The organism is Acidovorax sp. 106 (genome assembly GCF_003663825.1).
Classification (GTDB): Bacteria; Pseudomonadota; Gammaproteobacteria; order Burkholderiales; family Burkholderiaceae_C; genus Acidovorax.
Genome location: NZ_RCCC01000001.1, coordinates 3,198,383 through 3,220,682 on the forward strand (window position 1 = coordinate 3,198,383; position 22,300 = coordinate 3,220,682).

Sequence of the window (22,300 nt, forward strand, 5' to 3'; positions counted from 1 at the left end):
CCTTGCCAAACCAGATCCAGGACCAGGAAGAGGCCCGGCGGCTGGCCGCTTTGCGCGACCTGCTGGTGCTGGACACTTCCCCCGAGCCTCTGTTTGATTCCATCACCCGCATGGCCGCCGAGGTGTGCGGCGCCCCCATTGCGCTGATCAGTCTGCTGGACGAGCACCGGCAATGGTTCAAGTCCAACGTGGGGTTGCCGGGGGTGACAGAGACCGCGCGCGATGTGGCGTTTTGTGCGCACGCCATCCTCACGCCCGACGTCATGGAGGTGGGTGATGCCACCCTGGACACCCGCTTTGTAAACAACCCCCTGGTCACGGCGGAGCCCCATGTCCGTTTTTACGCCGGAGCGCCGCTGCATGCGCCTGGCGGTGAACGGGTGGGCACGTTGTGTGTGATTGACCGCCAGGCGCGGCAGTTGAGCGCGCAGCAGCGTGCGGCACTGCAATCGCTCTCACACCTGGCTGCACAGGCCCTGGCCATGCGCCGTGACTTGTTGACGCGTGCCTTCAGCGTGCGTGACGATTACGAAAAAGCGCTGGCCGACAGCGAAGCCCGTTACCGCGCCATGGTGGAGGGGCAGGGCGAGATGGTCGCGCTGTCGTGGGCCGATGGCGAAATTTTTTATGCCAACCCGGCCTATGCCAGGCTCGCGGGCATGGAGGGGCAGAGCATGGTGGGGCGCAACCTGTACGACTTTGTGAAGCCCGAAGACCGCGAGGGTTTGCGCCAGAGCTTGGTTGATGTGTTTCGTACCGGCCAGCGCTGTGAAGGCGAAGACCGCATGGCCCACACCCCTAAAGACGGTGGGGAGCGCTGGGTCTCCTGGATCAACAGCCTGCTGCACGACCCCCAGGGGCGGCCCTATCTGCACTCGGTGGGGCGGGACATTTCTGCCCAAAAAGAGGCTGCGCGTGCTTTGCGTGCCAGCGAGCAGCTGCTCGAACGCATCGGCAACGTGGCGGGTGTGGGCGGGTGGGAGCGCGATTTGGTCACCGGCCATTCGGCCTGGACGGTGCAGATGCAGCGCATCCACGAAACCGAGCCGGGCGTGGTGCCCGCCCTGCGGGATGCCCTGGATTTTTACGAGCCCCATGCCCGCCCGGTGATCCGCAGGGCGGTGGAGCGGGCCATCCAGACCGGCGAGCCGTGGGATCTGGAGCTGCCCGCCGTCACGGCCAAGGGCAAGCGCCTGTGGTTGCGCTCGTTTGGCGAGGCTGAGCGGCGTGACGGCGTGACCGTGCGCTTGGTGGGCGCGGTGCAAGACATCACCCAGCGGGTGCAGGCCGAGCGTGCGCGGCGCATGCTGTCCGACATCATCGAGAGCACCTCCGACTTTGTGGTACAGGCCTCGGTGCAGGGTGAAATCACCTACCTCAACTCCGCTGCAAGGGCTCTGCTGGGGCTGGCGCCTGAGGTACCAGCGTCCAGCGTGCAGCTCTCCCAACTGCTGCCGCCTGACATGCTGCAACTGCATGCCGAGGTGGTGGTGCCCGAGGTGCAGCGCAACAGCCTGTGGACGGGCGAGATCATGGTGTGCGGCGCAGGCGGGCGCTTGCTGCCGGTGAGCCACATGGTGATTGGGCACCGGGATATGCAGGGCAAGCTGGAGCACTTGTCCGGGGTGATGCGCGACATCTCGCACGCCGAGCAGGCCCGCCAGGAACTGCTGCGCCAGACCAACACGCTGCGCTCGGTGACCGAGGTGGTGCCTGCACAAGTGGCCGTGGTGGGGGCCGACTTGCGCTACCGCTTCATCAACAGCGCCTTTGAGCGCTGGCATGGCAAGCGGCGCGACGAGGTGGTGGGCCATTTGCTGCGAGAGGTGCTGGGTGAGGTCGAGCACCAGCGCAGCCTGCCCATGGTGCAGCGCGTGCTGGCGGGAGAGACAGTCACCTTTGAAAAAGACTATGTGCATCGCACGCCAGCCAGCCACCTGTCCATCCACTACATGCCCTTGCGCACCGAGTCGGGCGAGGTCGATGGCTTTGTGGCGATGGCCCAGGACATCACCGAGCACCGCCAAGAAGCCGGGCGGCTGCTGGCCCTGTCGCAGCGCGACCCCCTTACGGGGCTGCTCAACCGTGCGGGGCTGGACGCCTACCTGCAGCGCAGTCTGGCGCATGGGGGCGGTGCCAACATGGCGCTGCTGTACATCGACCTGGACCATTTCAAGCCCGTGAACGACACCTATGGCCACCCCGTGGGGGATGAGCTGCTCAAGCTGTTTGCCCAGCGCCTGCGCTCGCTGGTGCGCCCGCGCGATGCGGTGGCCCGCCTGGGCGGCGATGAGTTTGCCGTGGTGCTGGAGCAGGTGCGCGAGCTGGACCACGCCCGCACCGTGGCCGCCAAGATCGTGGAAGCGGCCCAGGCGCCTTTCGAGCTGCAGGCCGCCACCATCTTGGTGGGCGCCAGTGTGGGGCTGGCTTTTGGCGTGGACCCTGCCCAAGGCGCCATAGACCTGATCGCCCGTGCCGACGCCAAGCTCTACCTGGCCAAGCGCAACGGGCGCGGGCGGTTCCAGGGGCCGCCTGGGGAGGCATGAGCGCCCTTGGGGCATCATGCCGCCATGACTTTCTGGATAGACACCCACGCCCACTTGGACGCCCCCGAACTGGCGAACGATGTAGACGCCGTGCGCCAACACGCCGCGCAAGCCGGGGTGGCGCACTGCGTGCTGCCCTCCGTGGAGCGCAGCAACTGGGACACCGTGCGCCTGCTGGCCCACCGGCATGGTGACAGCTACGCCCTGGGCATCCACCCCCTGTACACCGGCCGCGCGCAGGATGAAGACCTGCAGCACCTGGCCGACGCCCTGCAGCAGCACCGCAGCGACCCGCGCCTGGTGGCGGTGGGCGAGATCGGGCTCGACTTTTTTGTGCCGGGGCTGGACAACGCGCGCCAGCAGCGCTTTTACCGCGCGCAGCTGGTGCTTGCGCGGCAGCTGGATCTGCCGGTGATTTTGCATGTGCGCCGCTCGGCAGACCTGCTGCTCAAGGCGCTGCGCGAGGTGAATGTGCGCGGCGGCATCGCACACGCCTTCAATGGCAGTCTGCAGCAGGCGCAGGCTTTCATTGCCCTGGGCTTCAAGCTGGGGTTTGGCGGCGCCGTGACGTACGACCGGGCACTGCAACTGCGCCGCTTGGCGGCCGAATTGCCCCTGGACAGCTTGGTGATGGAGACCGACGCCCCCGACATCCCGCCCCACTGGCTGTACACCACCGCTGCGCAGCGCGCGCAGGGCCAGGCCCAAGGGCGCAACACCCCCGCCGAGCTGCCCCGCATTGCGCAGGTGGTGGCCCAGCTGCGTGGCATGGCGCTGCCAGAGCTGGCGCAGGCCACCACCGCCAACGCCTGTGCGGCTTTGCCGGGCATTTCTCCACTTTTGAATAAAAATGGGATGTAGCGCTTTATCTATAAGCGCTGGAAGCTATGAATTTAATAGCGTTTTGGGGTGGTGTCAGCGAGATACATTCCAGATACGTGAGCGCATCACAATGCCGAGCATGAAAACGATGGAGGGCGGTGCGCCCGTGACAGCCCCCAATTCCCTGACCGCCCACACCGCCGCCCCACCGTTGGCAGCCCCTGGCGCGCCCACCCGGCTGGTGGGCTTGCCGCCGGTGGTGTCGGCCCGCACGGTGGTGCTGGTGCTGGGCAGTTTTCCGGGGGCGGCGTCGCTCAAGGCGCAGCAGTATTACGGCCACCCGCAAAACCACTTTTGGCGCATTTTGCAAAGCCTGTGGCCCCAGTACCCGCTGCCGCCTGCAGGGCCGCAGCACTATGCCCAGCGCTGTGCCTGGCTGCTGGAGCGCCGCCTGGGCGTGTGGGATGTGTACGCGAGCTGCGAGCGCGAGGGCAGCCTAGACACCAGCATCCGCCGCGCGGTGGTCAATGATTTTGTGCAGTTGCTGCGCGAATGCCCCGCGCTGCGCGCCATCGCCCACAATGGCGGGGAAAGCTTCAAGCACAGTGCGGCGGTGCGCCAGCAGTGGGCAGGTGTGCATGCCGATGCCCAGGTGCAGTCGGCCCTTCTGCCCTCTACCAGCCCTGCCAACGCCTCTTGGAGCTTTGAACGTAAACAGACCGCGTGGGCCCAGTTGATGGCCGCGCACGGATTGCTTTGAACCCATGACCCGCAAAAAAAATACCCTCCCTGAGCTGCCGGAAGTCAGCGTCTCCGACGATGGCGAAGTGCGCCACCTGCACCTGGGTACGCCCTGGATCCAGGGCTCTATGCGCGTGGACGACCCCTTTGTGCTGGAGCTGGAATACGTGCAGCGCATGATGGCCTGGCTGCTGTTTGTCGAGCCCACCTCCGTCACCAAGCGCCACGCTATGCAGCTGGGGCTGGGGGCCGGGGCCATCACCAAGTTCTGCCACAAAAAGTTGCGCCTGTGCGCCACTGCCATCGAGCTGAACCCGCAGGTGCTGGCTGTGTGCCGCCAGTGGTTCAAGCTGCCGCCCGATGGCGCCAAGCTGCGCGTGGTGCTGGCCGATGCGGCCGAGGAAATCAAGAACCCCATGTGGCTGGGCACGGTGGATGCGCTGGCGGTGGACCTGTACGACCACGAGGCCGCAGCCCCGGTGCTCGACAGCCCCGACTTTTACGCCGACTGCCGAGCGCTGCTGTCCGACGATGGCTGCATGACGGTGAACCTGTTTGGCCGCTCGTCGAGCTATGAGCGCAGCCTTAAAAGCATGGCCAGCGCGTTTGGCGAAGACGCGCTGTGGGCCTTCAAGCCCACCCGAGAGGGCAACACCGTGGTGCTGGCGCAGCGCACCCCCTCGCGCCCCAAGCGCGCAGATCTCATGGCCCGTGCTGAGGTGGTGCAAGAGCGCTGGGGCCTGCCCGCCACCAAGTGGGTGCGGGTGTTCAAGCCCGTTTCGGCATAGCGGGCTGGATGGGGCTGGTGGTCCCTGGGCCTTTTTGATTTTTCAGATTTTCTTTCGGTCTCTTCTGGTCCCTTTCGGTCTTTTCTAGGTTTTTGCCATGTCCCCTCACACAGCGACCGCTGCACGTACCTCTGCCCCTTCTTTTTCAGGCCCGCTGGTCTGGCGCAAGGTGGTGGACTGGCTGAGTGCGGATGGAGTGATCTCTGCCGAAGAAGCGCAGCGCACCATTGCACGCTGCTCGCAGGCCGAGAGTGCGCAAAACCCGCTGGTTCGCCTGGCCAACGTGGCGATGGCCCGTGCCAGTGACGGAAGGCCTCTCGATATTGAGGCACTGACCGAATACCTGGCCAAGCGCGCGGGCCTGCCTTACCTGCGCATTGACCCGCTGAAGGTGGATGTGGGCCGCGTGGCCGACACCATGAGTGCCTCTTACGCCGAGCGCCACAAGGTGCTGCCCGTGCAGGTGACCCCCAAGGAGGTGGTGGTGGCCACTGCCGAGCCCTTCATCACCGATTGGGTGAGTGAGGTGGAGCGCCAGTCGCGCCGCACGGTGCGCCGCGTGGTGGCCAACCCGCAAGACATCCACCGCTTCACGGCCGAGTTTTTTGCGCTCGCCAAGTCCGTGCGTTCTGCCCAAAAGGCAGGCGGCGCCAATGCGGGCAGCAGCTTTGAGCAGTTGGTGGAGCTGGGCAAGACCAACAAGCAGCTCGATGCCAATGACCAGGGCGTGGTCAAGGTGGTGGACTGGCTGTGGCAGTACGCCTTTGACCAGCGCGCCAGCGACATCCACCTGGAACCTCGGCGCGAGCAGGGCGTGATCCGGTTTCGCATTGACGGCGTGCTGCACCCTGTCTACCAGATGCCCATGGGCGTTCACAACGCCATGGTCTCGCGCATCAAGCTGCTGGGCCGTATTGACGTGGTGGAAAAGCGCCGCCCACAGGACGGCCGCATCAAGACCCGCAACCCGCGCGGTGAAGAGGTGGAAATGCGCTTGTCCACGCTACCTACGGCGTTTGGCGAGAAGATGGTGATGCGGATTTTTGACCCCGACAACGCCGTGAAAGACCTGGATGCGCTGGGCTTTTCGCTGCACGATGCGCAGCGCTGGGAGCAGCTCGTCAAGCGCCCGCACGGCATCATTTTGGTGACGGGGCCGACGGGCTCGGGCAAGACGACCACGCTGTACTCCACGCTCAAGCGCGTGGCCACCGAAGAAGTCAATGTGAGCACGGTGGAAGACCCGATCGAAATGATCGAGCCCAGCTTCAACCAGACGCAGGTACAGCCCCAGCTCGACTTCAATTTTGCCGAGGGGCTGCGCGCCCTGATGCGGCAGGACCCCGACATCATCATGGTGGGCGAAATCCGCGATCTGGAGACTGCCGAGATGGCGATCCAGGCCGCGCTGACGGGGCACTTGGTGTTCTCGACCCTGCACACCAACGACGCTCCGAGTGCCATCACGCGGATGATGGAGCTGGGTGTGCCCTCCTACCTCATCAATGCCACGCTGCTGGGCGTGCTGGCCCAGCGGTTGGTGCGCACCTTTTGCAAGCACTGCAAGCAGCCTGACGAGGCGGCCCAGCGCGAGACGCTGGCTGAGGTGGTCAAACCCTGGAAGCTCAATGGTGCCTATCAGCCCTACAAAGCCGTGGGCTGCGTGGACTGCCGCATGACGGGCTTTCAGGGCCGCATGGGGCTGTATGAGCTGCTCACGGTGACGGAGACGCTCAAGGACAAGATCAACCAGGCGCCGTCCATTGAAGCGCTGCGCCGCCAGGCGGTGCAAGACGGCATGCGCCCGCTGCGCCTGGCAGGGGCACTGCGCGTGGCCGAGGGCGTGACTTCGCTGGACGAGGTGATCGCGGCCACGCCGCCGCTCGAATAGAGCGTTGCAAGGATCGGGGTTTTCCCGGGGTGCGTCTCCTCTCTCATAGGGGCGTTACCGAATGTAGGTGGAATCCACATCGAGTCGCTGGACCTGGGCCACCACAATCGGCCGATCCGAATTTCCTGAAGGGGACACACTCGTGAATATCAAGAGTCAGAAAGACTTTTTTTCCGGCCTCATGTTTATGGGCATCGGGACTGCATTTGCGTGGGGAGCAACCACGTACAACATTGGCACAGGTGCTCGCATGGGCCCCGGTTACTTTCCGCTGATTCTGGGGATCTTGCTGGCCGTCATCGGCTTGGTGATCACCTTCAAGGCAACGACCGTACAGACGGCCGATGGTGACAAGATCGGCAAGTGGGCTTGGAAGCCGCTGTTCTTCATCCTGGCGGCCAACTTCACCTTCGGCATTTTGCTGGGCGGCCTGCCCAGCATCGGTGTCCCAGCCATGGGCCTGATCGTTGGCATTTACGCCTTGACGTTCATTGCCAGTCTGGCGGGCAGTGAGTTCAAAGCCAAGTCCGTGTTTGTGCTGGCCACCATCTTGGCCGCTGGCAGCTATGTGGCTTTCGTGTGGGCGCTGAAGTTGCAGTTCCCGGTGTGGCCCAGTTTCATCTCCGGTTAATGCAGGTACCCCACCATGGATTTAATTAACAACTTGTCTCTGGGTTTTGGCGTCGCTTTCACGTTTCAAAACCTCATTTACTGCTTTGTCGGCTGCCTGTTGGGTACGTTGATCGGCGTGTTGCCTGGCATTGGCCCCGTGGCCACCATCGCGATGCTGCTGCCCGCCACTTACGCGCTGCCTCCAGTGGCTGCGCTGATCATGCTGGCCGGTATTTACTACGGCGCGCAATACGGTGGCTCGACCACCGCCATTTTGGTGAACCTGCCTGGCGAGTCTTCGTCGGTGGTGACGGTGATCGATGGCTACCAGATGGCGCGCAAGGGCCGAGCCGGTCCTGCCTTGGCGGCTGCGGGCTTGGGCTCGTTCTTTGCCGGTTGCGTGGGCACGCTGATCCTGGCGGCCTTCGCTCCTCCGCTGACCGAAGTGGCCTTCAAGTTCGGCCCTGCCGAATACTTCTCGCTGATGGTGTTGGGCCTGATTGGCGCCGTGGTGCTGGCCTCGGGCTCGCTGCTCAAGGCCGTGGCCATGATCGTGCTGGGTCTGCTGATGGGCTTGGTGGGTACCGACGTGAACTCGGGTGTGGCCCGTTTCAGCTTCGACATCCCTGAACTGACCGACGGCATTGGCTTCGTGACCATCGCCATGGGTGTGTTCGGTTACGGTGAAATCATCGCCAACCTGGCCCGCCCAGACGATGACCGGGAAGTGTTCACAGCCAAGGTGGAAGGCCTGTTCCCCACCAAGGAAGACTTCAAGAACATGATCCCTGCGGTGCTGCGTGGCACGGCACTGGGCTCGGCGCTGGGCATCCTGCCCGGTGGCGGTGCGTTGCTGGCGGCGTTTGCCGCTTACACGGTGGAGAAAAAGACCAAGCTGCGTCCTGGCGAAGTGCCTTTCGGCCAAGGCAATATCCGCGGTGTGGCTGCTCCTGAGTCGGCCAATAACGCGGGTTCGCAAACTTCGTTCATCCCGCTGCTGACCCTGGGTATCCCCCCCAACGCCGTGATGGCGCTGATGGTGGGCGCGATGACCATCCACAACATCCAGCCTGGCCCCCAGGTGATGACCAGCAACCCAGAGCTGTTCTGGGGCCTGATCGCTTCGATGTGGATCGGCAACGCCATGCTGGTGATCTTGAACCTGCCACTCATCGGCATCTGGATCAAGCTGCTCACCGTGCCTTATCGCTGGTTGTTCCCATCGATCGTGCTGTTCTGCGCGGTGGGTGTGTACTCCACCAACAACAACACTTTTGATATCTGGATGGTCGGCGCGTTCGGCCTGATCGGGTACATCTTCCACAAGCTGGGCACAGAACCTGCGCCTTTGCTGCTGGGCTTCATCCTGGGCCCGATGATGGAAGAAAACCTGCGCCGTGCCCTGCTGCTGTCGCGTGGCGACTGGAGCGTGTTTGTCACGCGTCCGCTGTCGGCCGGTCTGCTGGCGGCAGCTTTGCTGCTGCTGATCATCGTGCTGCTGCCTGCTGTGAAGAACAAGCGCGAAGAAGCCTTCGTCGAAGACTGAGTTCAGGTTGCGGGGCTCCATGCCCCGCACCTTGGGATTTGCGCACTACCAAAACAACGGCACCTTCGGGTGCCGTTGTTTTTTGTCGTTCGGTCCCAGGTCGTGCGAGGGGCTCGGTACACAATGGTGGCCAGCCTTCAGGGATTTGCATGCCAGCCACGATCAGCCCCTCGCAGCACCCGCACCGGGTGTTGCTGCACAACGAAATCCACGCCCGCCCGCCCGAGGCCATGTCTGCGCCCCTGGCCATCGCCCATGTGGTGATGCTGGCCGACGCCGCAGAACGCGAGGCCAGCCGCGCGCATGTGGCCGCGATGCTCAGAGACCACCACCTGGCCCTGCCCGATGCGGACACCACCCACCTGCGCATGGACCTGGGCGCCTTTCGCATCCGCTGGGAACTGCACACGGAGTTTGTCTCCTGGACCTTCATGGTGCCCACGGCCATGGATGCGTTTGGAGAGCGCGAACCCGTGAGTGCGACGACGGCGGTGCCGCGCGAGTGGCTGGCTGCTTTGCCAGGGCAGTGCCTTTGCAGCCTGAACCTGTGGGCGTTGCCCACGCACCAGTTCGGTTCAGGCACGCTCGTCAAGCATGTGCTGCACGAAGACACGCTGGTGGCATCGACCGTGGCCGATGGGCACGGTGAGGTGTACACCGACTTTGCCATCCATGCCGATGGTTTTTCGCGCATGGTGCTGCTGGCCGGTGGCATGACACCCCGCCGCCTGGGCCGCCTGGTGCAGCGCCTGCTGGAAATTGAAACCTACCGCATGGCCGCGCTGCTGGGGCTGCCTGCTGCGCGCGAGGCTTCTTCTGTACTGGCCTTTGCCGAGCGCGAGCTGGCCGAGTTGGCCAACGCCATCCGCACCGCCAACCGCGACGACGAGCCCGCGCTGCTGGACCGCCTGACCCGGCTGGCCGGGCAGGTGGAGAGCCAGTACGCGGCCACACATTCCCGCTTCTCGGCCAGCAGCGCCTACTTTGAACTGGTGGACAAGCGCATTCAGGACATTGCCGAGTCGCGCCTGGCCGGCATGCAGACCATCGGTGAGTTCATGGACCGGCGCCTGACCCCTGCGCGCAGCACCTGTGAGTGGGCCGCGCGCCGCCAGGATGCGCTGTCGCAGCGGGTTTCGCGCATGAGCAATCTGCTGCGCACCCGGGTCGAGATCGAGCAGCAGCAAAGCAGCCAGGCCTTGCTGGCCACCATGAACCAGCGGCAGGATTTGCAGCTCAAGCTGCAGTCCACGGTGGAGGGCCTGTCGGTGGCTGCCATCACGTACTACATCGTGGGCTTGGTGTCTTACCTGGCCAAAGGGGGCAAAGCGCTGGGCTGGCCTTTGTCGCCTGAGTCCACCGCCGCCATCGCCATTCCGATCGTGGCGCTGGGGGTGTGGTGGTCGCTGCGGCGCCTGCACCACCGGCTGTTTCGCAAGCACTGAAACGCTGGCAGGCGCTCTGCTGGGTGGCCAGTCCTGGCACCGCCGTGTGCGCGGCAGTGGTTGGAGGCTGGGGCCGTGGGCATCGTTGGCGGCGTGGCCCGCCTCCCTCAGTGTCGATGGCTGCGGGTGGTCAAGCCGTGCCACACTGGTGCGTCGTTTTGGCCTGTGATGCGCTCGGCGCCTGCTGGGCCACAGCTCGTCGCTCGTCGCCTTGTCCGGAAGAATGCCTGTGTCTAAGTCCTCCCCTGCAGTGCCTGCCGCATCTCCCGCCTCTGGCCTGGCGGTAGGCCTTGCGCTGGCGTTGCTGGGCTCCATCGCCTTCAGTGCCAAGGCCATCATCGTCAAGTTGGCCTACCGGCATGGGGTGGATGCGGTCACGCTCATCATGTACCGCATGCTGTTTGCGCTGCCCATCTTTGCCGCCATGGCCTGGTGGGCCAGCCGGGGCAAGCCGCCGTTGTCGCGCAAGGATGTGTGGGGTGTGTTGGGGCTGGGCGTGACGGGGTACTACCTGGCCAGTTTTCTGGACTTTGCCGGGCTGGCCTACATCACGGCCAGCCTCGAGCGGCTGATTCTTTATCTCAACCCCACCTTGGTGGTGCTGCTGGGCTGGGCGCTGTACGGCAAGCGCATCCATTGGGGGCAGGCGGTGGGCATGCTCATCAGCTACTGCGGGGTGGTGCTGGTCTTCGGACTGGAAGCCCAGTCGCAAGGCGGGCAGGCGGCGTGGGGGGCGTTGCTGGTGTTTCTCAGCGCTGTGAGTTATGCCGTTTACCTTGTGTACAGCGGAGAGATGGTCCAGCGCATCGGCGCATTGCGCCTGGTTGGGCTCGCCACCACCGTCGCGTGCATTTGCTGCCTGGTTCAGTTTGTGGTGCTGCGGCCGCTCAGTGCCGCCATCGTGGCCCCGCAGGTGTTGTGGTTGTCGGTGCTCAACGCCACGCTGTGCACGGCCGCGCCAGTACTCATGGTGATGATGGCCATTGAGCGCATTGGGGCCGGTATGGCAGCGCAGGCGGGCATGGTGGGGCCTTTGTCCACCATCTTCATGGGCATCTGGATCTTGGGGGAGCCCTTTACGCTGTGGCTGGCGGTAGGCACCTGCCTAGTGGTGGCAGGCATTTTTGTGTTCACCCGCCTGGCGCGCAAGGCGGCAGTAGGCTAGCCATGAGCCCGCAGCGCGGGCCCCTGCTTTTTTTGGGGGGTGGCGGCCTTACTTGTTGTTGCCCCAGCTGTTGGCACCACCGTTGTTGTTGCCGTTGCCCATGCCCCAGTTGTTATTGTTGCCCGACGAATAGGTCGACAGACCCGGGGCCGTAGGGGCTTGTGGGTTGTTGCTGGGAGGGCGCTGGTAGGCCGATGCCTTGTTGCCATTGCCGGTATTGGCGTTGCGTGCGCCTTGCTGTCCCTTGGTGGGGGCGGGGGTCTCTTCGCCCATGTCGTCATCGTCCCCATCCTGCGACTGCTGGGCTCCTGCGGGGGCCTGTGCGCCTTTGCCGTTCCCCCAGCCCCGGGTGCCGGCAGTGCTGGTGGGTGTGGTGGTGCTGGTGCCGCCCCGGCCCAGTACGCCGCCCAGGGTGCGCATGCTGCCGGTGCTGGCGTTGTTGTTGCCCGATGGGACCGCTGAGTTGGCGGCGCCCATGTCCAAGTTGTGCACCCAGCCGCTGGCGCCCTCAGGGGTTTGTACCTTGACCCAAGGGCCATTGCGCTCGGAGGTTCGCGTCACCTGAGTGTTGGCGGGGATGGCGCCCAGGCTGGGGGCGTTGTCTGCGGGGGATTCGCGCAGCTCCGTCGAGCGTTTGACCACGGCAGTCTGCGCATGCGCCGTGCCAAAGGGGAGTGCAACAGTCAAAGCCAAGCCGCTGGCAAGGGCTAGATGGTTCAGCCAGTTCATGGTGGGTGCCTCAATTTATGATGCTTTGGAATCGAGCATCAACATGCAAACCGGAGATTGTTATGGATTTGGGAATTGCGGGCAAATGGGCGCTGGTGTGTGGCGCGAGCAAAGGCTTGGGGTTGGGGTGCGCGCAAGCGCTGGTGAGCGAGGGGGTGAACGTGGTGATCAACGCTCGCAACGCCGATGTGTTGGCTCAGTCTGCTGCAAAATTGATAGCTGACAGCGCCATTCAGATAAGCGCTGGAGGGCTGAAGCACCCACAACCCGTGGTGCTCGCCGTAGCGGCCGATATCACCACGGCGCAGGGCCGCGAGGCGGTGTTTGCCGCAGCAGGCGGGCCGGGGCGCGACTTTGACATCGTGGTCACCAATGCGGGTGGGCCACCCCCTGGGGACTTCCGCGATTGGGATCGGGATGCCTGGATCAAAGCGGTGGATGCCAACATGCTCACGCCCATTGAGCTGATCAAGGCCACGGTGGATGGCATGGCATCACGCGGCTTTGGCCGGGTGATCAACATCACCTCCAGCGCAGTGAAGGCGCCGATTGACGTGTTGGGTTTGTCCAACGGAGCACGCAGCGGCCTCACGGGTTTTGTCGCAGGCGTGGCCCGCAGCAAGCTGGCTGCGCAGGGAGTCACCATCAACAATTTATTGCCCGGCAAGTTCGATACCGACCGGCTCGCCGCCACCATTGGCGCGGCTGCGGCCAAGATGGGCAAGGCGCTGGATGAAATCCGAGCATCGCAGCAGGCGCAGATTCCTGCCGGGCGGTATGGCACGCCTGAGGAGTTCGGGGCCATTTGCGCGTTTTTGTGCAGCGTGCACGCTGCCTACATGACGGGCCAGAATGTGCTGGCCGACGGTGGTGCTTACCCAGGGGCTTGAGCGCGGTCAAGCGACGCACCGCTGGCGAGCGGTGCGCGAGGTGGGCACCTGCTCTTGATCAGTGTCAATTAAATGTGTCCAAACGTGGTTGTTTTGAGGATGGGGTGGGCGTAGCGTAGGCACAATGGTTGCCGCTACGCCTGTGGCCCGCAGGGTGGTGCTTCTTGGCTTTTCCGCTTGAAAAGTGAGACTCTTCACGAACCAGGGTTGTCCGGCTGCCATGTTTCGCCTATCACGTCCGCTGCGATTGTTTCTCCACTGCGCTGCTTTGGTGTGCTGCTGCGCGGGCGGTCTGGTGGCTACGGCGGCATGGCCCCAGGCCAAGCAGCAGGCGGCGTCTTACCACCTGCGTGTGGTGGGGGGGTTGGCGGACCTGAGCCAGTACACGCGCCGCGAAGAGCCTTTTTGGACCCGTGAACTGCCACGCCTAAGTGGCGGGCGCTACATCGCAGAGATCGTTCCTTTTGACCGTGCTGGCGTGCCTGGCACAGAGATGCTGCGCTTGCTGCAGCTGGGGGTAGTGCCGTTTGGCACGGCGCTGATGAGCTCCTTCACGGCGCAGTACCCCGAGTACACCGCCCCCGATCTGGCGGGATTGAACCCCGACATTGCCACCCTGCGCAGCACGTTGGCGGCGTTTCGCCCCTACCTGGAAAAAACGCTGCGCGAGCAGCATGGGGTGGAGCCTCTTGCCATTTACGTATATCCAGCCCAGGTGGTGTTTTGCGGCAAGCCATTGCGTGGGCTGTCAGACTTGTCGGGGCGGCGGGTGCGCGTGTCTTCCTCTACCCAGGCCGATTTTATGAGTGCCCTGGGCGCAGAGCCCGTGCTGACAGGGTTTGCGCAGATCGTGCCCAGCTTCACGGCGGGCAACACCGACTGTGCCATCACCGGCACCATGTCGGGCAACACGTTGGGCTTGCACACCCTGATGACCCATGTGCACGCCCTGCCTGTGACCTGGGGGTTGGCGGTGTTTGGGGCCAATCGCACCGCCTGGGCGGCATTGCCTGCAGACCTGCGCGAGTTGCTGCGGCGCGAGTTGCCCAAGCTGGAGTCCTCTATCTGGGCGGAGTCCGAACGGGAGACGGCCGATGGCATGGCCTGCAACCGGGGGGCTGCAGAGTGCGTCGGCGGACGCAAGGGGCGCCTGGTGGTGGTGCCTGTGTCTGTGCAGGATGAGCGCCGCCGCAGTGAGATCCTCGCCTCGACCGTGCTCCCACGTTGGCTGCAGCGCTGTGGCGCCCGCTGTGCCCAGGTCTGGAACACCACCATCGGGCCGGTGCGCGGCATCATGGCCCCCAAAGTCCCATGAACGTGGCGGTACCCCGGCGCATCAAACTTTTCGTGTGGGGCGGTGTCGCGTCGTTCGTGCTGGCCGTGGTGGCCGTGGCCGTCACCCTCATCCTGAACGCCAGGCAGGTGGCGCTGGCCGATAGTGCCAGCGGTGCCAATCGATTTGTGTCCAGCGCGGAGTCGGCGCTCAACCGCTCCTTGCTGGCGGTGGACGTGTTGTTGGCCAGCATGGACGAGATGCTGGAGCTGTCAGGCGCGCGCCCCGAGTGGCTGGACCCTGAGGTGGCCAGCCAACGCCTGCGCAGCTCTGCCCGCCAGAACCTGATGGTGCGCTATGTGGCGCTGCTGGACACGCAGGGGCGCGTGTTCGCTTCGTCCGATGCGGCCGGGGCCTCGCTATCGGTGTCACTGCCTGCGGGCTTTGCGGCATCGGTGTTTGAGCAACCGGTCTCGATGCTGATGGTCAGCGCACCGGCCGTGAGCTTTGTCAGCGCCGAGCGTGTGCTGTACCTGGCCCGGCAGATGCGGCTGGTCGATGGCACCCAGATGTTGGCCGTGGCCGAAGTGCCGGTCACCGCGCTGGCGGGTGTGCTCACCCAGGGCATGGACATCGCAGGGCTGCAAGTGACGCTGGAACGCGCTGCGGGCCAGGCGCTGCTTACCATGCCCCGGCAAGAGGACGCGCTGGCCCGCTCCCTGGCGCCGCCACTGGCCGATCTGGATGTGCTGGGCCCGGCATGGCAAGCGCGTGCGCGCTTGAGTGGGGAGTTGGCCCTGGTGGTATATCGGCCTTTGATGTACCAGGACTTGCGCATAGCCGCGAGCGTGCCGCGTGACGATGCGTTGGCGGCATGGCGTTCTACCCGCGACGGCATCATGCTCACGACCTTGGGCTTTGTGGTGATGATGGTGCTGGTGGGCGCAGTGTCCATGCGCTACCTGGACCGCATGACGCAGGCGCGCCTGGCCATTGCCCACTCCAAGGCCACGCTGGACGAAGCCCTGGAGTCCATGGTCAGCGGCTTTGTCTTGCTCGACAGCCAGATGCGCCTGGTGCAGTGGAACCGGCGCTTTGAAGAGATATACCCGTGGCTCAAGGGCCAATTGGCAGCGCAGGTGCCCTTTCGGGACCTGCTGATGGAAAAGGCCCGCCACCACCTGGACAACGCCAGTGCCGATGAGCAATTGCGCTGGGTGGAGCACCGCGTGGCAGTGCAGCGCAACCCCCAGGGCCCGCACGAGCAGGGCCTGCCCGATGGGCGCGTGATCCAGGTCACCGAGCGCGCCACCCCCGATGCAGGCCTGGTGATCACGTACCACGACGTGACCGAGTTGCGCCGCGCGAGCGCCGAGATCGAAAACCTGGCCTTCTACGACCCACTCACTGGCTTGCCCAACCGCCGTTTGTTGATGGACCGCATCCAGCAGACGGTGGCCGCCAGCGCCCGCAGCGGCCTGCATGGCGCCTTGCTGTTTCTGGATCTGGACCATTTCAAAACCCTCAACGACACCTTGGGACACGAGGTGGGTGACGTGCTGCTGCGCCAAGTGGCCCAGCGCCTGAAGGCCTGTGTGCGCACCGAAGACACCGTGGCTCGGCTGGGGGGGGACGAGTTTGTGATCATGCTCAAGAACCTCGCCACCAGCAGCGAAGAGGCCGCGTCGCTGGCCCGCCGGGTGGGCGAGAAGATCTTGCGCCGTCTGAACATGCCCTACGCCTTGGGCGCACACACCTACCACAGCACCCCCAGCATTGGCGCCACCCTCATCGGGCCAGACATGCAGCCCCCCACCGACCTGCTCAAGCAGGCCGACATTGCCATGTACCAGGTGAAGTCGCAGGGGCGCAATTCGCTGTGCTTTTTCGACCCGCAGATGCAGATCGCTATCAACCAGCGGGTGCAACTGGAAAACGACTTGCAACTGGCCATCACAGGCAGCCAGTTTGAGCTGCATTACCAACCCCAGCAGCGCCTGGATGGGCGCATCGTGGGGGTGGAGGGGCTCATCCGCTGGCGCCATCCTGAGCGCGGTCTGGTGGCGCCAGGGCAGTTCATTGCCGTGGCTGAAGAGAGCGAGTTGATCGTGCCCATTGGCCATTGGGTGCTGCGCACCGCTTGCGAGCAACTCGCCGCCTGGAAGGGCGATGCCCGCTACCAGCATGTGCAGGTGTCGGTCAACGTCAGTGCGCGGCAGTTTCGCCAGCGCGACTTTGTGGCCAGGGTGGTCGAGGTGCTGCGCGAGACCGGGGCCCATGCCCACCTGCTCAAGCTGGAGTTGACGGAATCGCTGGTGCTGGACGATGTGGACGACACCATTGCCAAGATGGTGCAGCTCAAGACCAAGGGCGTGCGGTTTTCGGTGGACGACTTTGGCACAGGTTATTCATCCCTGGCCTACCTCACGCGCCTGCCGCTGGACCAGCTCAAGATCGACCAGTCCTTTGTGCGCAACCTGGGCGCCAGGCAGACCGACGATGTGATCGTGCAGACCATCATTGGCATGGCGCGCAACCTGGAGCTGGATGTGATTGCCGAGGGGGTGGAAACCGCTGAGCAGCGCAACACCCTGGCACGCTATGGCTGTCACTACTTCCAGGGCTATTTGCTGGGTCGCCCCATGCCCGTGCATGAGCTCGAAGCCCTGCTGGCGCGTGATCCGACTGCCGCAGGCCTGGAGGCCTGAACGCCTCCAGCCGCGTCTGTTGACCCCTTTGACCCCCTTTGACGCCGATAGACCCTCAGCGCCTGGACGACACCACAATCCCGCCCACGATCAGCGCGAACGCCACGCCGTGGAACAGGTGGGGCGTCTCGCCCAGAAACGCGGCCGACAGCAGCGCGGCAAACAGCGGCGTCAAGTTGATGAAGAAACCCGCCACGGCGGGCCCCGCCCGCTGCACGCCCACGCCCCAGCAGCGGTAGGCCAGCACGGCGGGCCCCACGGCAATAAAGGCCAGCGCCGCCGCCAGGGGCCAGCTCCAGTCAATGTGTGTGCGGCCCAGGCCCCATTCCACGCCCGCAAACGCGCCCGACCAGCCCAGGCCGAACACCATCTGCGCCATCAAAAACGCCGCCCAGTCGCCGCGCAGGCTGGCGGGCTCGCTGGTGCGCACCAGCAGCCAGCTGTAAAACGACCAAGACCCCGTGGCCAGCAGCATGAAGAGGTCACCCGGCACCAGGCGCAGCGCCAGCAACTGGCCCCACTCGCCCCGGCTCAAGACGATGAGCACCCCAGCGATGGACAGCACCGCACCGGCCAGCTGCTGGCGCGTGACCTTGGCGCCAAAAAACAGCGTGCCCACCGCCAGCATCCACACCGGCATGCTGGAGCCCACCAGCGTCACATTGATGGGCGTGGAGGTTTGCAACGCCATGTACTGCAGCGCGTTGTACAACCCGATGCCCAGCAGCCCCAGCGCGGCATAACGCCGCCAGTGCGGCCACAGCGGGCTGTCCTTGCGCAGCACCGCGTGCGCCAGGGGCAGCAAGATGGCGAAAGCCAGCAGCCAGCGAATGAAGTTCAGGGCGATGGGTGCAATCATGGTGTGCACCAGCCGGCCTACTACGGCGTTGCCGGCCCACAGCAGCGGCGCCGTCACCAGCAGCGCCGCGGTGCCGGGCGTGAGTCTTTGGGTCATGCCCAGAAATGTAACGGCCCTGGCGTACGCGCTGCAGGGAAGGGGTACTGTCCGCTGCCCACCATCCCGCCTTGGCTCCACAGAAGTCTTACCAGGCAAGTCCGGCGGATTCATGGCAGGATGGCGGCCGTTTGTCCTGCACGCGCCATGGGCGCGTTCCATCTTTCACAGGAGCCTGTTGCCATGAGCCTTGCCGTCCAGATCCGCCAGCACGGCGGTCCCGAAGAACTCCAGATTGTTGATGTGCCGGTGGGCGAGCCCGGACCCGGCGAGATCCGTATTCGCCACCGCGCCGTGGGCTTGAATTTCATCGACGTGTACCACCGCACAGGCATGTACCCCTTGGGCATGCCCGCCACCATTGGCATGGAGGGCGCTGGGGTGGTCGAGGCCGTGGGCGAAGGCGTCACGCACTTGCAACCCGGCGACCGCGCAGCGTATGCCAGCGCGCCCCCCGGCAGTTACTGCGAGGCGCGCGTCATGCCCGCCAAGACGGTGTGCAAGCTGCCCGATGCCATCGACTTTGAGACCGGCGCTGCCATGATGCTCAAGGGCCTGACGGCGCAGTACCTGCTCAAGAAAACACTGCCGGTGGAAGGCCTGCAGCCTGGTGACTTTGTGCTGTTCCATGCCGCTGCGGGCGGGGTGGGGCTCATCGCCTGCCAGTGGGCCAAGGCCCTGGGCCTGCAGCTGATCGGCACGGCTGGGTCAGACGCCAAATGCCAGCTGGCATTGGCCAACGGCGCCGCCCATGCCATCAACTACAGCACTGAAGATTTTGGCGCCCGCGTGAAGGACATCACCGGGGGCAAGGGCGTCAAGGTGGTGTACGACTCGGTCGGCAAAGACACCTGGGACAAATCCCTCGATTGCCTGCGCCCCTTTGGCCTGATGGCCAGCTTTGGCAACGCATCCGGCCCCGCGCCTGCTTTTGCCCCCGGCATGCTGGGCCCCAAGGGCTCGCTGTACGTCACGCGCCAAACGCTGTTCACCCACATCGCCACGCGCGAAGCCACGCAGGCCATGGCCGACGATCTGTTTGCGGTGGTCGCCAGCGGCCAGGTCAAGATCCACATCGACCAGCGCTACCCACTGGCCGACGTGCAGCAAGCCCACCGCGACCTGGAAGCGCGCAAGACCACCGGCTGCACCATCCTCACGCTGTGATGGTGCGTGTGCCTGTGTTGAATGCGTTGAAACCCAGACTCGTGCCACCCCATGCGGCCCTGGCCCAGTGGCTGGCCACCGCCCGTGAGGCGGCGCGCCAGCCTGCAGCCCAGCCCCGCATGCCTTTGGTGGCAGCGGGGCAGGTGGTGGGTTCGGTGGCGAAGGGTTTTTTGAATGAAATTGGCCTGCAGCGCCTGATGGATAAGCGCTACCAGCTATCAATTGAGGAGCGAAGTGCAGGGGCCGTATGGCACTTGCAGGTGGCGCCCGATGAGATCAGCTTGGCGCTCAATGCGGTGGCTGCCGTCCTGCATGCCGCAGGCCGCTGCGGTCCGTGGCGCAATGAGCAACTGGCCGTGACCAACCCTCGGGGCGAGGTGGTCGGCACGGTGGAGCGGGGCGCCGTGCGCGTGCTGGGCATCACCACGCGCGCCGTGCACCTGGTGGGCCTGGCGCCCGATGGCCGCATGTGGGTGCAAAAGCGCTCGCTCACCAAGCCCAACAACCCCGGCATGTGGGACACGCTGATGGGCGGCATGGTGTCTGCCGCCGATTCTCTACCCCAGGCCTTGGCCCGCGAAACCTGGGAAGAGGCGGGGCTGGAGGTCGCCCAGCTGGAGACCGTCACCCACGGTGGCCATATCGACTTCAGCCGCCCCAGCCGCGAAGGCGGTGGCGTGGGCTTCATGGTCGAGCGCATCGACTGGTTCCACGCCCAGGTGCCGCACGCGCTGGAGCCCAACAACCAGGACGGAGAGGTGGAGCGGTTTGAGCTGCTGGCCCCAGCACAGGTGCATGAGCGCATGGCGCAGGGTGCCTTTACCTCAGAGGCCGCGCTGGTGCTGGCTGGCTTTTACGGCTGGTAGCGGCCCTCCTTCTGGATCATCCACAGGTTCTAAGCTCGCGGGCTGGGCGGTGAACTGGCCTGTTGCGCCGCCACATCCCGCACCAAATCCCATGCCGCCTGCGCCACTGGCGACAGTGCGCGGTTGCGCCGGTGCACCAGCATGATCTCGCGGTTGATGCGGGGCAGCAGGGGACGCACGGCCAGTTGCGGCAACCCTTCGGGCGGTATGGCCAGTGTGGGAATGACGGAGATGCCCAGCCCCGCATCGAGCATGCGAAAGATGGTGGTGGGGTGGCCCACCTCTTGCGCCACCGTGCATTGCACGCTGTGCTCGGCCAGGGCGCGGTCGATCAGGCGGCGGCTGCCCGATTCGTGGTCCAGCAGCACCAGGGCCTCGCCCTGTAGGTCAGCCCAGCGCACTTGGCGCTTGCGGGCCAGCCGGTGGCCGGGTGGGCAGGCCAGGCAAAAGGGCTCGGTCAGGATGGTCTCGCAGGCCAGGGCCTCGCGTTCGCCGGGGTCAATCACCACGCCGAAATCGACTTCGCCCGAGAGCACGCTGGCCAGCACGGCGGTTTGAATGCGGTCCAGCAGCACCAGCTCCAGCCCTGGCAGGGCGCTGTGGGCCTGGGCAATGCAATCGGGCATCAGGTTGGCCGACAGCGTGGGGCTGCTGGCCACGCGCACGCGGCCACGCCGCTCAGTCGCCAGCTCGCGCACATCCAGCAGGGTGGTTTCCAGCTCCTCCAGCACGCGGGGCAAGCGTGCCGCCAGGCGCTGGCCTGCGTCGGTCAGTGTCACCTCCCGCGTGGTGCGGTTGAGCAGCTTCAGGCCCATCTGGGCCTCCAACTCGGTGATGCAGCGGCTCACGGCCGGTTGGGTCAGCCCCACGGCATCGCCGGTGCGGCTGAAGTTGCGGGTACCAGCGACCGACTGGAACACGTGCAATTGGCGCAGGGTGATGTTCATGCGCTCAAATCATAAATCCATCAGAGAAATCCATTTCTCTTTGGAATAGTGCTGGAGTCCAATGCAACTCCTTGGCCCTGGTTTGCCAGTGCTCCCTGTTCATGACTTTGCGTGTGTTTTGACCCATGGCCCGTTCCCGCTTTCTTCCTGACAATTTCACACTCGCCTTGCTGGGCACCGTGGCGGTGGCCAGCGTGCTGCCTGCATCGGGCGTTGCTGCCCAGGCGCTGGAGGGGCTGACGGTGGCCGCTGTGGCGCTGCTGTTCTTCCTGCACGGGGCCAAGCTCTCGCGCGATGCCATCGTGGCGGGGCTGTCGCACTGGCGGCTGCACCTCGTGGTGGTAGGCGCCACGTTTGTGCTGTTCCCGCTGCTGGGCTGGGCGCTGCGCCCTGTGCTGCAGGGCCTGGTCACTCCGGGGCTTTACACCGGCATCCTGTACCTGTGCGTGTTGCCTGCCACGGTGCAATCGGCCATTGCCTTCACCGCCATGGCGCGCGGCAACATGCCTGCGGCCATTTGCAGTGCATCGGCCTCCACGCTGCTGGGCATTGTGATCACCCCGGTGCTGGTGGGCCTGCTGTTGCCCGAGGCACAGCACACGGCAGGCTCTGCACAGCCCGGTGCACTGGCCAACATCGGCCGCATCATGCTGCAGCTGTTGGTGCCTTTTGTGGCGGGCCACTTGCTGCGCCCCTGGATCGGTGGCTTCGTCAAGCGCCGGGCCGCCGTGCTCAAGTTTGTGGACCAGGGCTCTATCTTGCTGGTGGTGTACACGGCGTTCAGCGCGGCGGTGGTGGAAGGGCTGTGGCAGCAACTGCCGTTGCCAGCCCTGTTGGGCCTGTTGGTGGTGTGCGCCGTGTTGCTAGCCCTGGCCTTGGCCACCACCACCTGGGCCTCGCGGCGCATGGGGTTCTCCAAAGAGGACGAAATCACCATCGTGTTCTGTGGCTCCAAAAAGAGCCTGGCCAGCGGCGTGCCCATGGCCAAGGTGCTGTTTGCATCGCATGCGGTGGGCGCCATCGTGCTGCCGCTCATGGTGTTCCACCAGATGCAGCTGATGGTGTGCGCGGTGCTGGCGCAGCGCTATGCGCGGCGCGACGGACAGGCACCTGCAGGCGAATGAGATGCAGGGCAGGGCGGTGGCCATTTGGGATTAAAGTTGTTGGCTTCCGATGACACCCGCCTGGCCTGCAAAGCCCGGGCCTGCT

18 protein-coding genes are annotated in these 22,300 nt (G+C 65.0%); 15 read left to right on the plus strand and 3 right to left on the minus strand.

What is annotated here, in order from left to right; all coding sequences use genetic code 11:
- The first annotated feature begins 2 nt into the window (after positions 1-2).
- The 9 genes from C8C98_RS14280 (at position 3) to C8C98_RS14320 (ending at position 11,556) form a co-directional block, all read left to right on the plus strand.
- A complete protein-coding gene (locus C8C98_RS14280) occupies positions 3-2,546 on the plus strand; it encodes a PAS domain S-box protein (protein WP_158600170.1) in 2,544 nt (847 codons plus the stop codon).
- A gap of 24 nt (positions 2,547-2,570) precedes the next feature.
- Positions 2,571-3,407 carry a TatD family hydrolase gene (locus tag C8C98_RS14285; RefSeq protein ID WP_121454818.1) on the plus strand — a complete coding sequence of 279 codons (837 nt, stop codon included), beginning with the start codon at positions 2,571-2,573 and terminating at the stop codon, positions 3,405-3,407.
- Positions 3,408-3,516: 109 nt separating this feature from the next.
- The gene (locus C8C98_RS14290) at positions 3,517-4,128 is read left to right on the plus strand and encodes a DNA-deoxyinosine glycosylase (RefSeq protein WP_121456275.1); all 612 of its coding nucleotides are present in this window, start codon (positions 3,517-3,519) and stop codon (positions 4,126-4,128) included.
- Between the two features lie 4 nt (positions 4,129-4,132).
- Positions 4,133-4,897 (plus strand): spermidine synthase, encoded by a 765-nt coding sequence (locus C8C98_RS14295; RefSeq protein WP_121454819.1) that lies wholly within the window; start codon positions 4,133-4,135, stop codon positions 4,895-4,897.
- Between the two features lie 97 nt (positions 4,898-4,994).
- On the plus strand, positions 4,995-6,788 hold the full coding sequence (locus C8C98_RS14300) for a GspE/PulE family protein (protein WP_121454820.1): 1,794 nt from the start codon (positions 4,995-4,997) through the stop codon (positions 6,786-6,788).
- Between the two features lie 142 nt (positions 6,789-6,930).
- On the plus strand, positions 6,931-7,419 hold the full coding sequence (locus C8C98_RS14305; protein WP_121454821.1) for a tripartite tricarboxylate transporter TctB family protein: 489 nt from the start codon (positions 6,931-6,933) through the stop codon (positions 7,417-7,419).
- Between the two features lie 15 nt (positions 7,420-7,434).
- On the plus strand, positions 7,435-8,946 hold the full coding sequence (locus C8C98_RS14310; protein WP_121454822.1) for a tripartite tricarboxylate transporter permease: 1,512 nt from the start codon (positions 7,435-7,437) through the stop codon (positions 8,944-8,946).
- Between the two features lie 149 nt (positions 8,947-9,095).
- Positions 9,096-10,391, plus strand: a complete 1,296-nt coding sequence (locus C8C98_RS14315) for a DUF3422 family protein (protein ID WP_121454823.1) — start codon at positions 9,096-9,098, stop codon at positions 10,389-10,391.
- Between the two features lie 223 nt (positions 10,392-10,614).
- Positions 10,615-11,556: a DMT family transporter gene (locus C8C98_RS14320; protein ID WP_121454824.1), complete on the plus strand. Its 942-nt coding sequence runs from the start codon at positions 10,615-10,617 to the stop codon at positions 11,554-11,556.
- A gap of 48 nt (positions 11,557-11,604) precedes the next feature.
- Here the strand turns inward: C8C98_RS14320 and C8C98_RS14325 are convergent, their stop codons facing one another.
- Positions 11,605-12,285 carry an SH3 domain-containing protein gene (locus tag C8C98_RS14325; protein WP_121454825.1) on the minus strand — a complete coding sequence of 227 codons (681 nt, stop codon included), beginning with the start codon at positions 12,283-12,285 and terminating at the stop codon, positions 11,605-11,607.
- Between the two features lie 62 nt (positions 12,286-12,347).
- Here C8C98_RS14325 and C8C98_RS14330 point away from each other — a divergent pair, with 62 nt between their 5' ends.
- From C8C98_RS14330 to C8C98_RS14340, 3 genes are all read left to right on the plus strand, one after another.
- On the plus strand, positions 12,348-13,175 hold the full coding sequence (locus C8C98_RS14330) for an SDR family oxidoreductase (RefSeq protein ID WP_121454826.1): 828 nt from the start codon (positions 12,348-12,350) through the stop codon (positions 13,173-13,175).
- 220 nt (positions 13,176-13,395) lie between these two features.
- Positions 13,396-14,490 (plus strand): TRAP transporter substrate-binding protein, encoded by a 1,095-nt coding sequence (locus C8C98_RS14335; protein WP_121454827.1) that lies wholly within the window; start codon positions 13,396-13,398, stop codon positions 14,488-14,490.
- Entirely contained in the window at positions 14,487-17,156 is a 2,670-nt protein-coding gene (locus tag C8C98_RS14340; protein WP_121454828.1) for an EAL domain-containing protein, read from the plus strand. The genes C8C98_RS14335 and C8C98_RS14340 overlap by 4 nt, the downstream gene beginning before the upstream one ends.
- A 55-nt stretch (positions 17,157-17,211) precedes the next feature.
- On the opposite strand, the gene C8C98_RS14345 is transcribed toward C8C98_RS14340, so the two are convergent.
- Positions 17,212-18,111 (minus strand): DMT family transporter, encoded by a 900-nt coding sequence (locus C8C98_RS14345; RefSeq protein WP_121454829.1) that lies wholly within the window; start codon positions 18,109-18,111, stop codon positions 17,212-17,214.
- A gap of 183 nt (positions 18,112-18,294) precedes the next feature.
- Between C8C98_RS14345 and C8C98_RS14350 the strand changes: the two genes are divergently transcribed.
- Together C8C98_RS14350 and C8C98_RS14355 are read left to right on the plus strand one after the other, a co-directional pair.
- Positions 18,295-19,278, plus strand: a complete 984-nt coding sequence (locus tag C8C98_RS14350; RefSeq protein ID WP_121454830.1) for a quinone oxidoreductase — start codon at positions 18,295-18,297, stop codon at positions 19,276-19,278.
- Complete coding sequence (locus C8C98_RS14355; protein WP_121454831.1) at positions 19,278-20,144, plus strand: NUDIX hydrolase family protein; 867 nt, start codon at positions 19,278-19,280, stop codon at positions 20,142-20,144. The genes C8C98_RS14350 and C8C98_RS14355 overlap by 1 nt, the downstream gene beginning before the upstream one ends.
- Before the next feature lie 29 nt (positions 20,145-20,173).
- Here the strand turns inward: C8C98_RS14355 and C8C98_RS14360 are convergent, their stop codons facing one another.
- Complete coding sequence (locus C8C98_RS14360) at positions 20,174-21,091, minus strand: LysR family transcriptional regulator (RefSeq protein ID WP_121454832.1); 918 nt, start codon at positions 21,089-21,091, stop codon at positions 20,174-20,176.
- A 125-nt stretch (positions 21,092-21,216) separates the two neighbouring features.
- On the opposite strand from C8C98_RS14360, the gene C8C98_RS14365 reads away from it, so the two are divergent.
- Positions 21,217-22,215 carry a bile acid:sodium symporter family protein gene (locus tag C8C98_RS14365; protein ID WP_121454833.1) on the plus strand — a complete coding sequence of 333 codons (999 nt, stop codon included), beginning with the start codon at positions 21,217-21,219 and terminating at the stop codon, positions 22,213-22,215.
- Positions 22,216-22,300 lie beyond the last annotated feature (85 nt).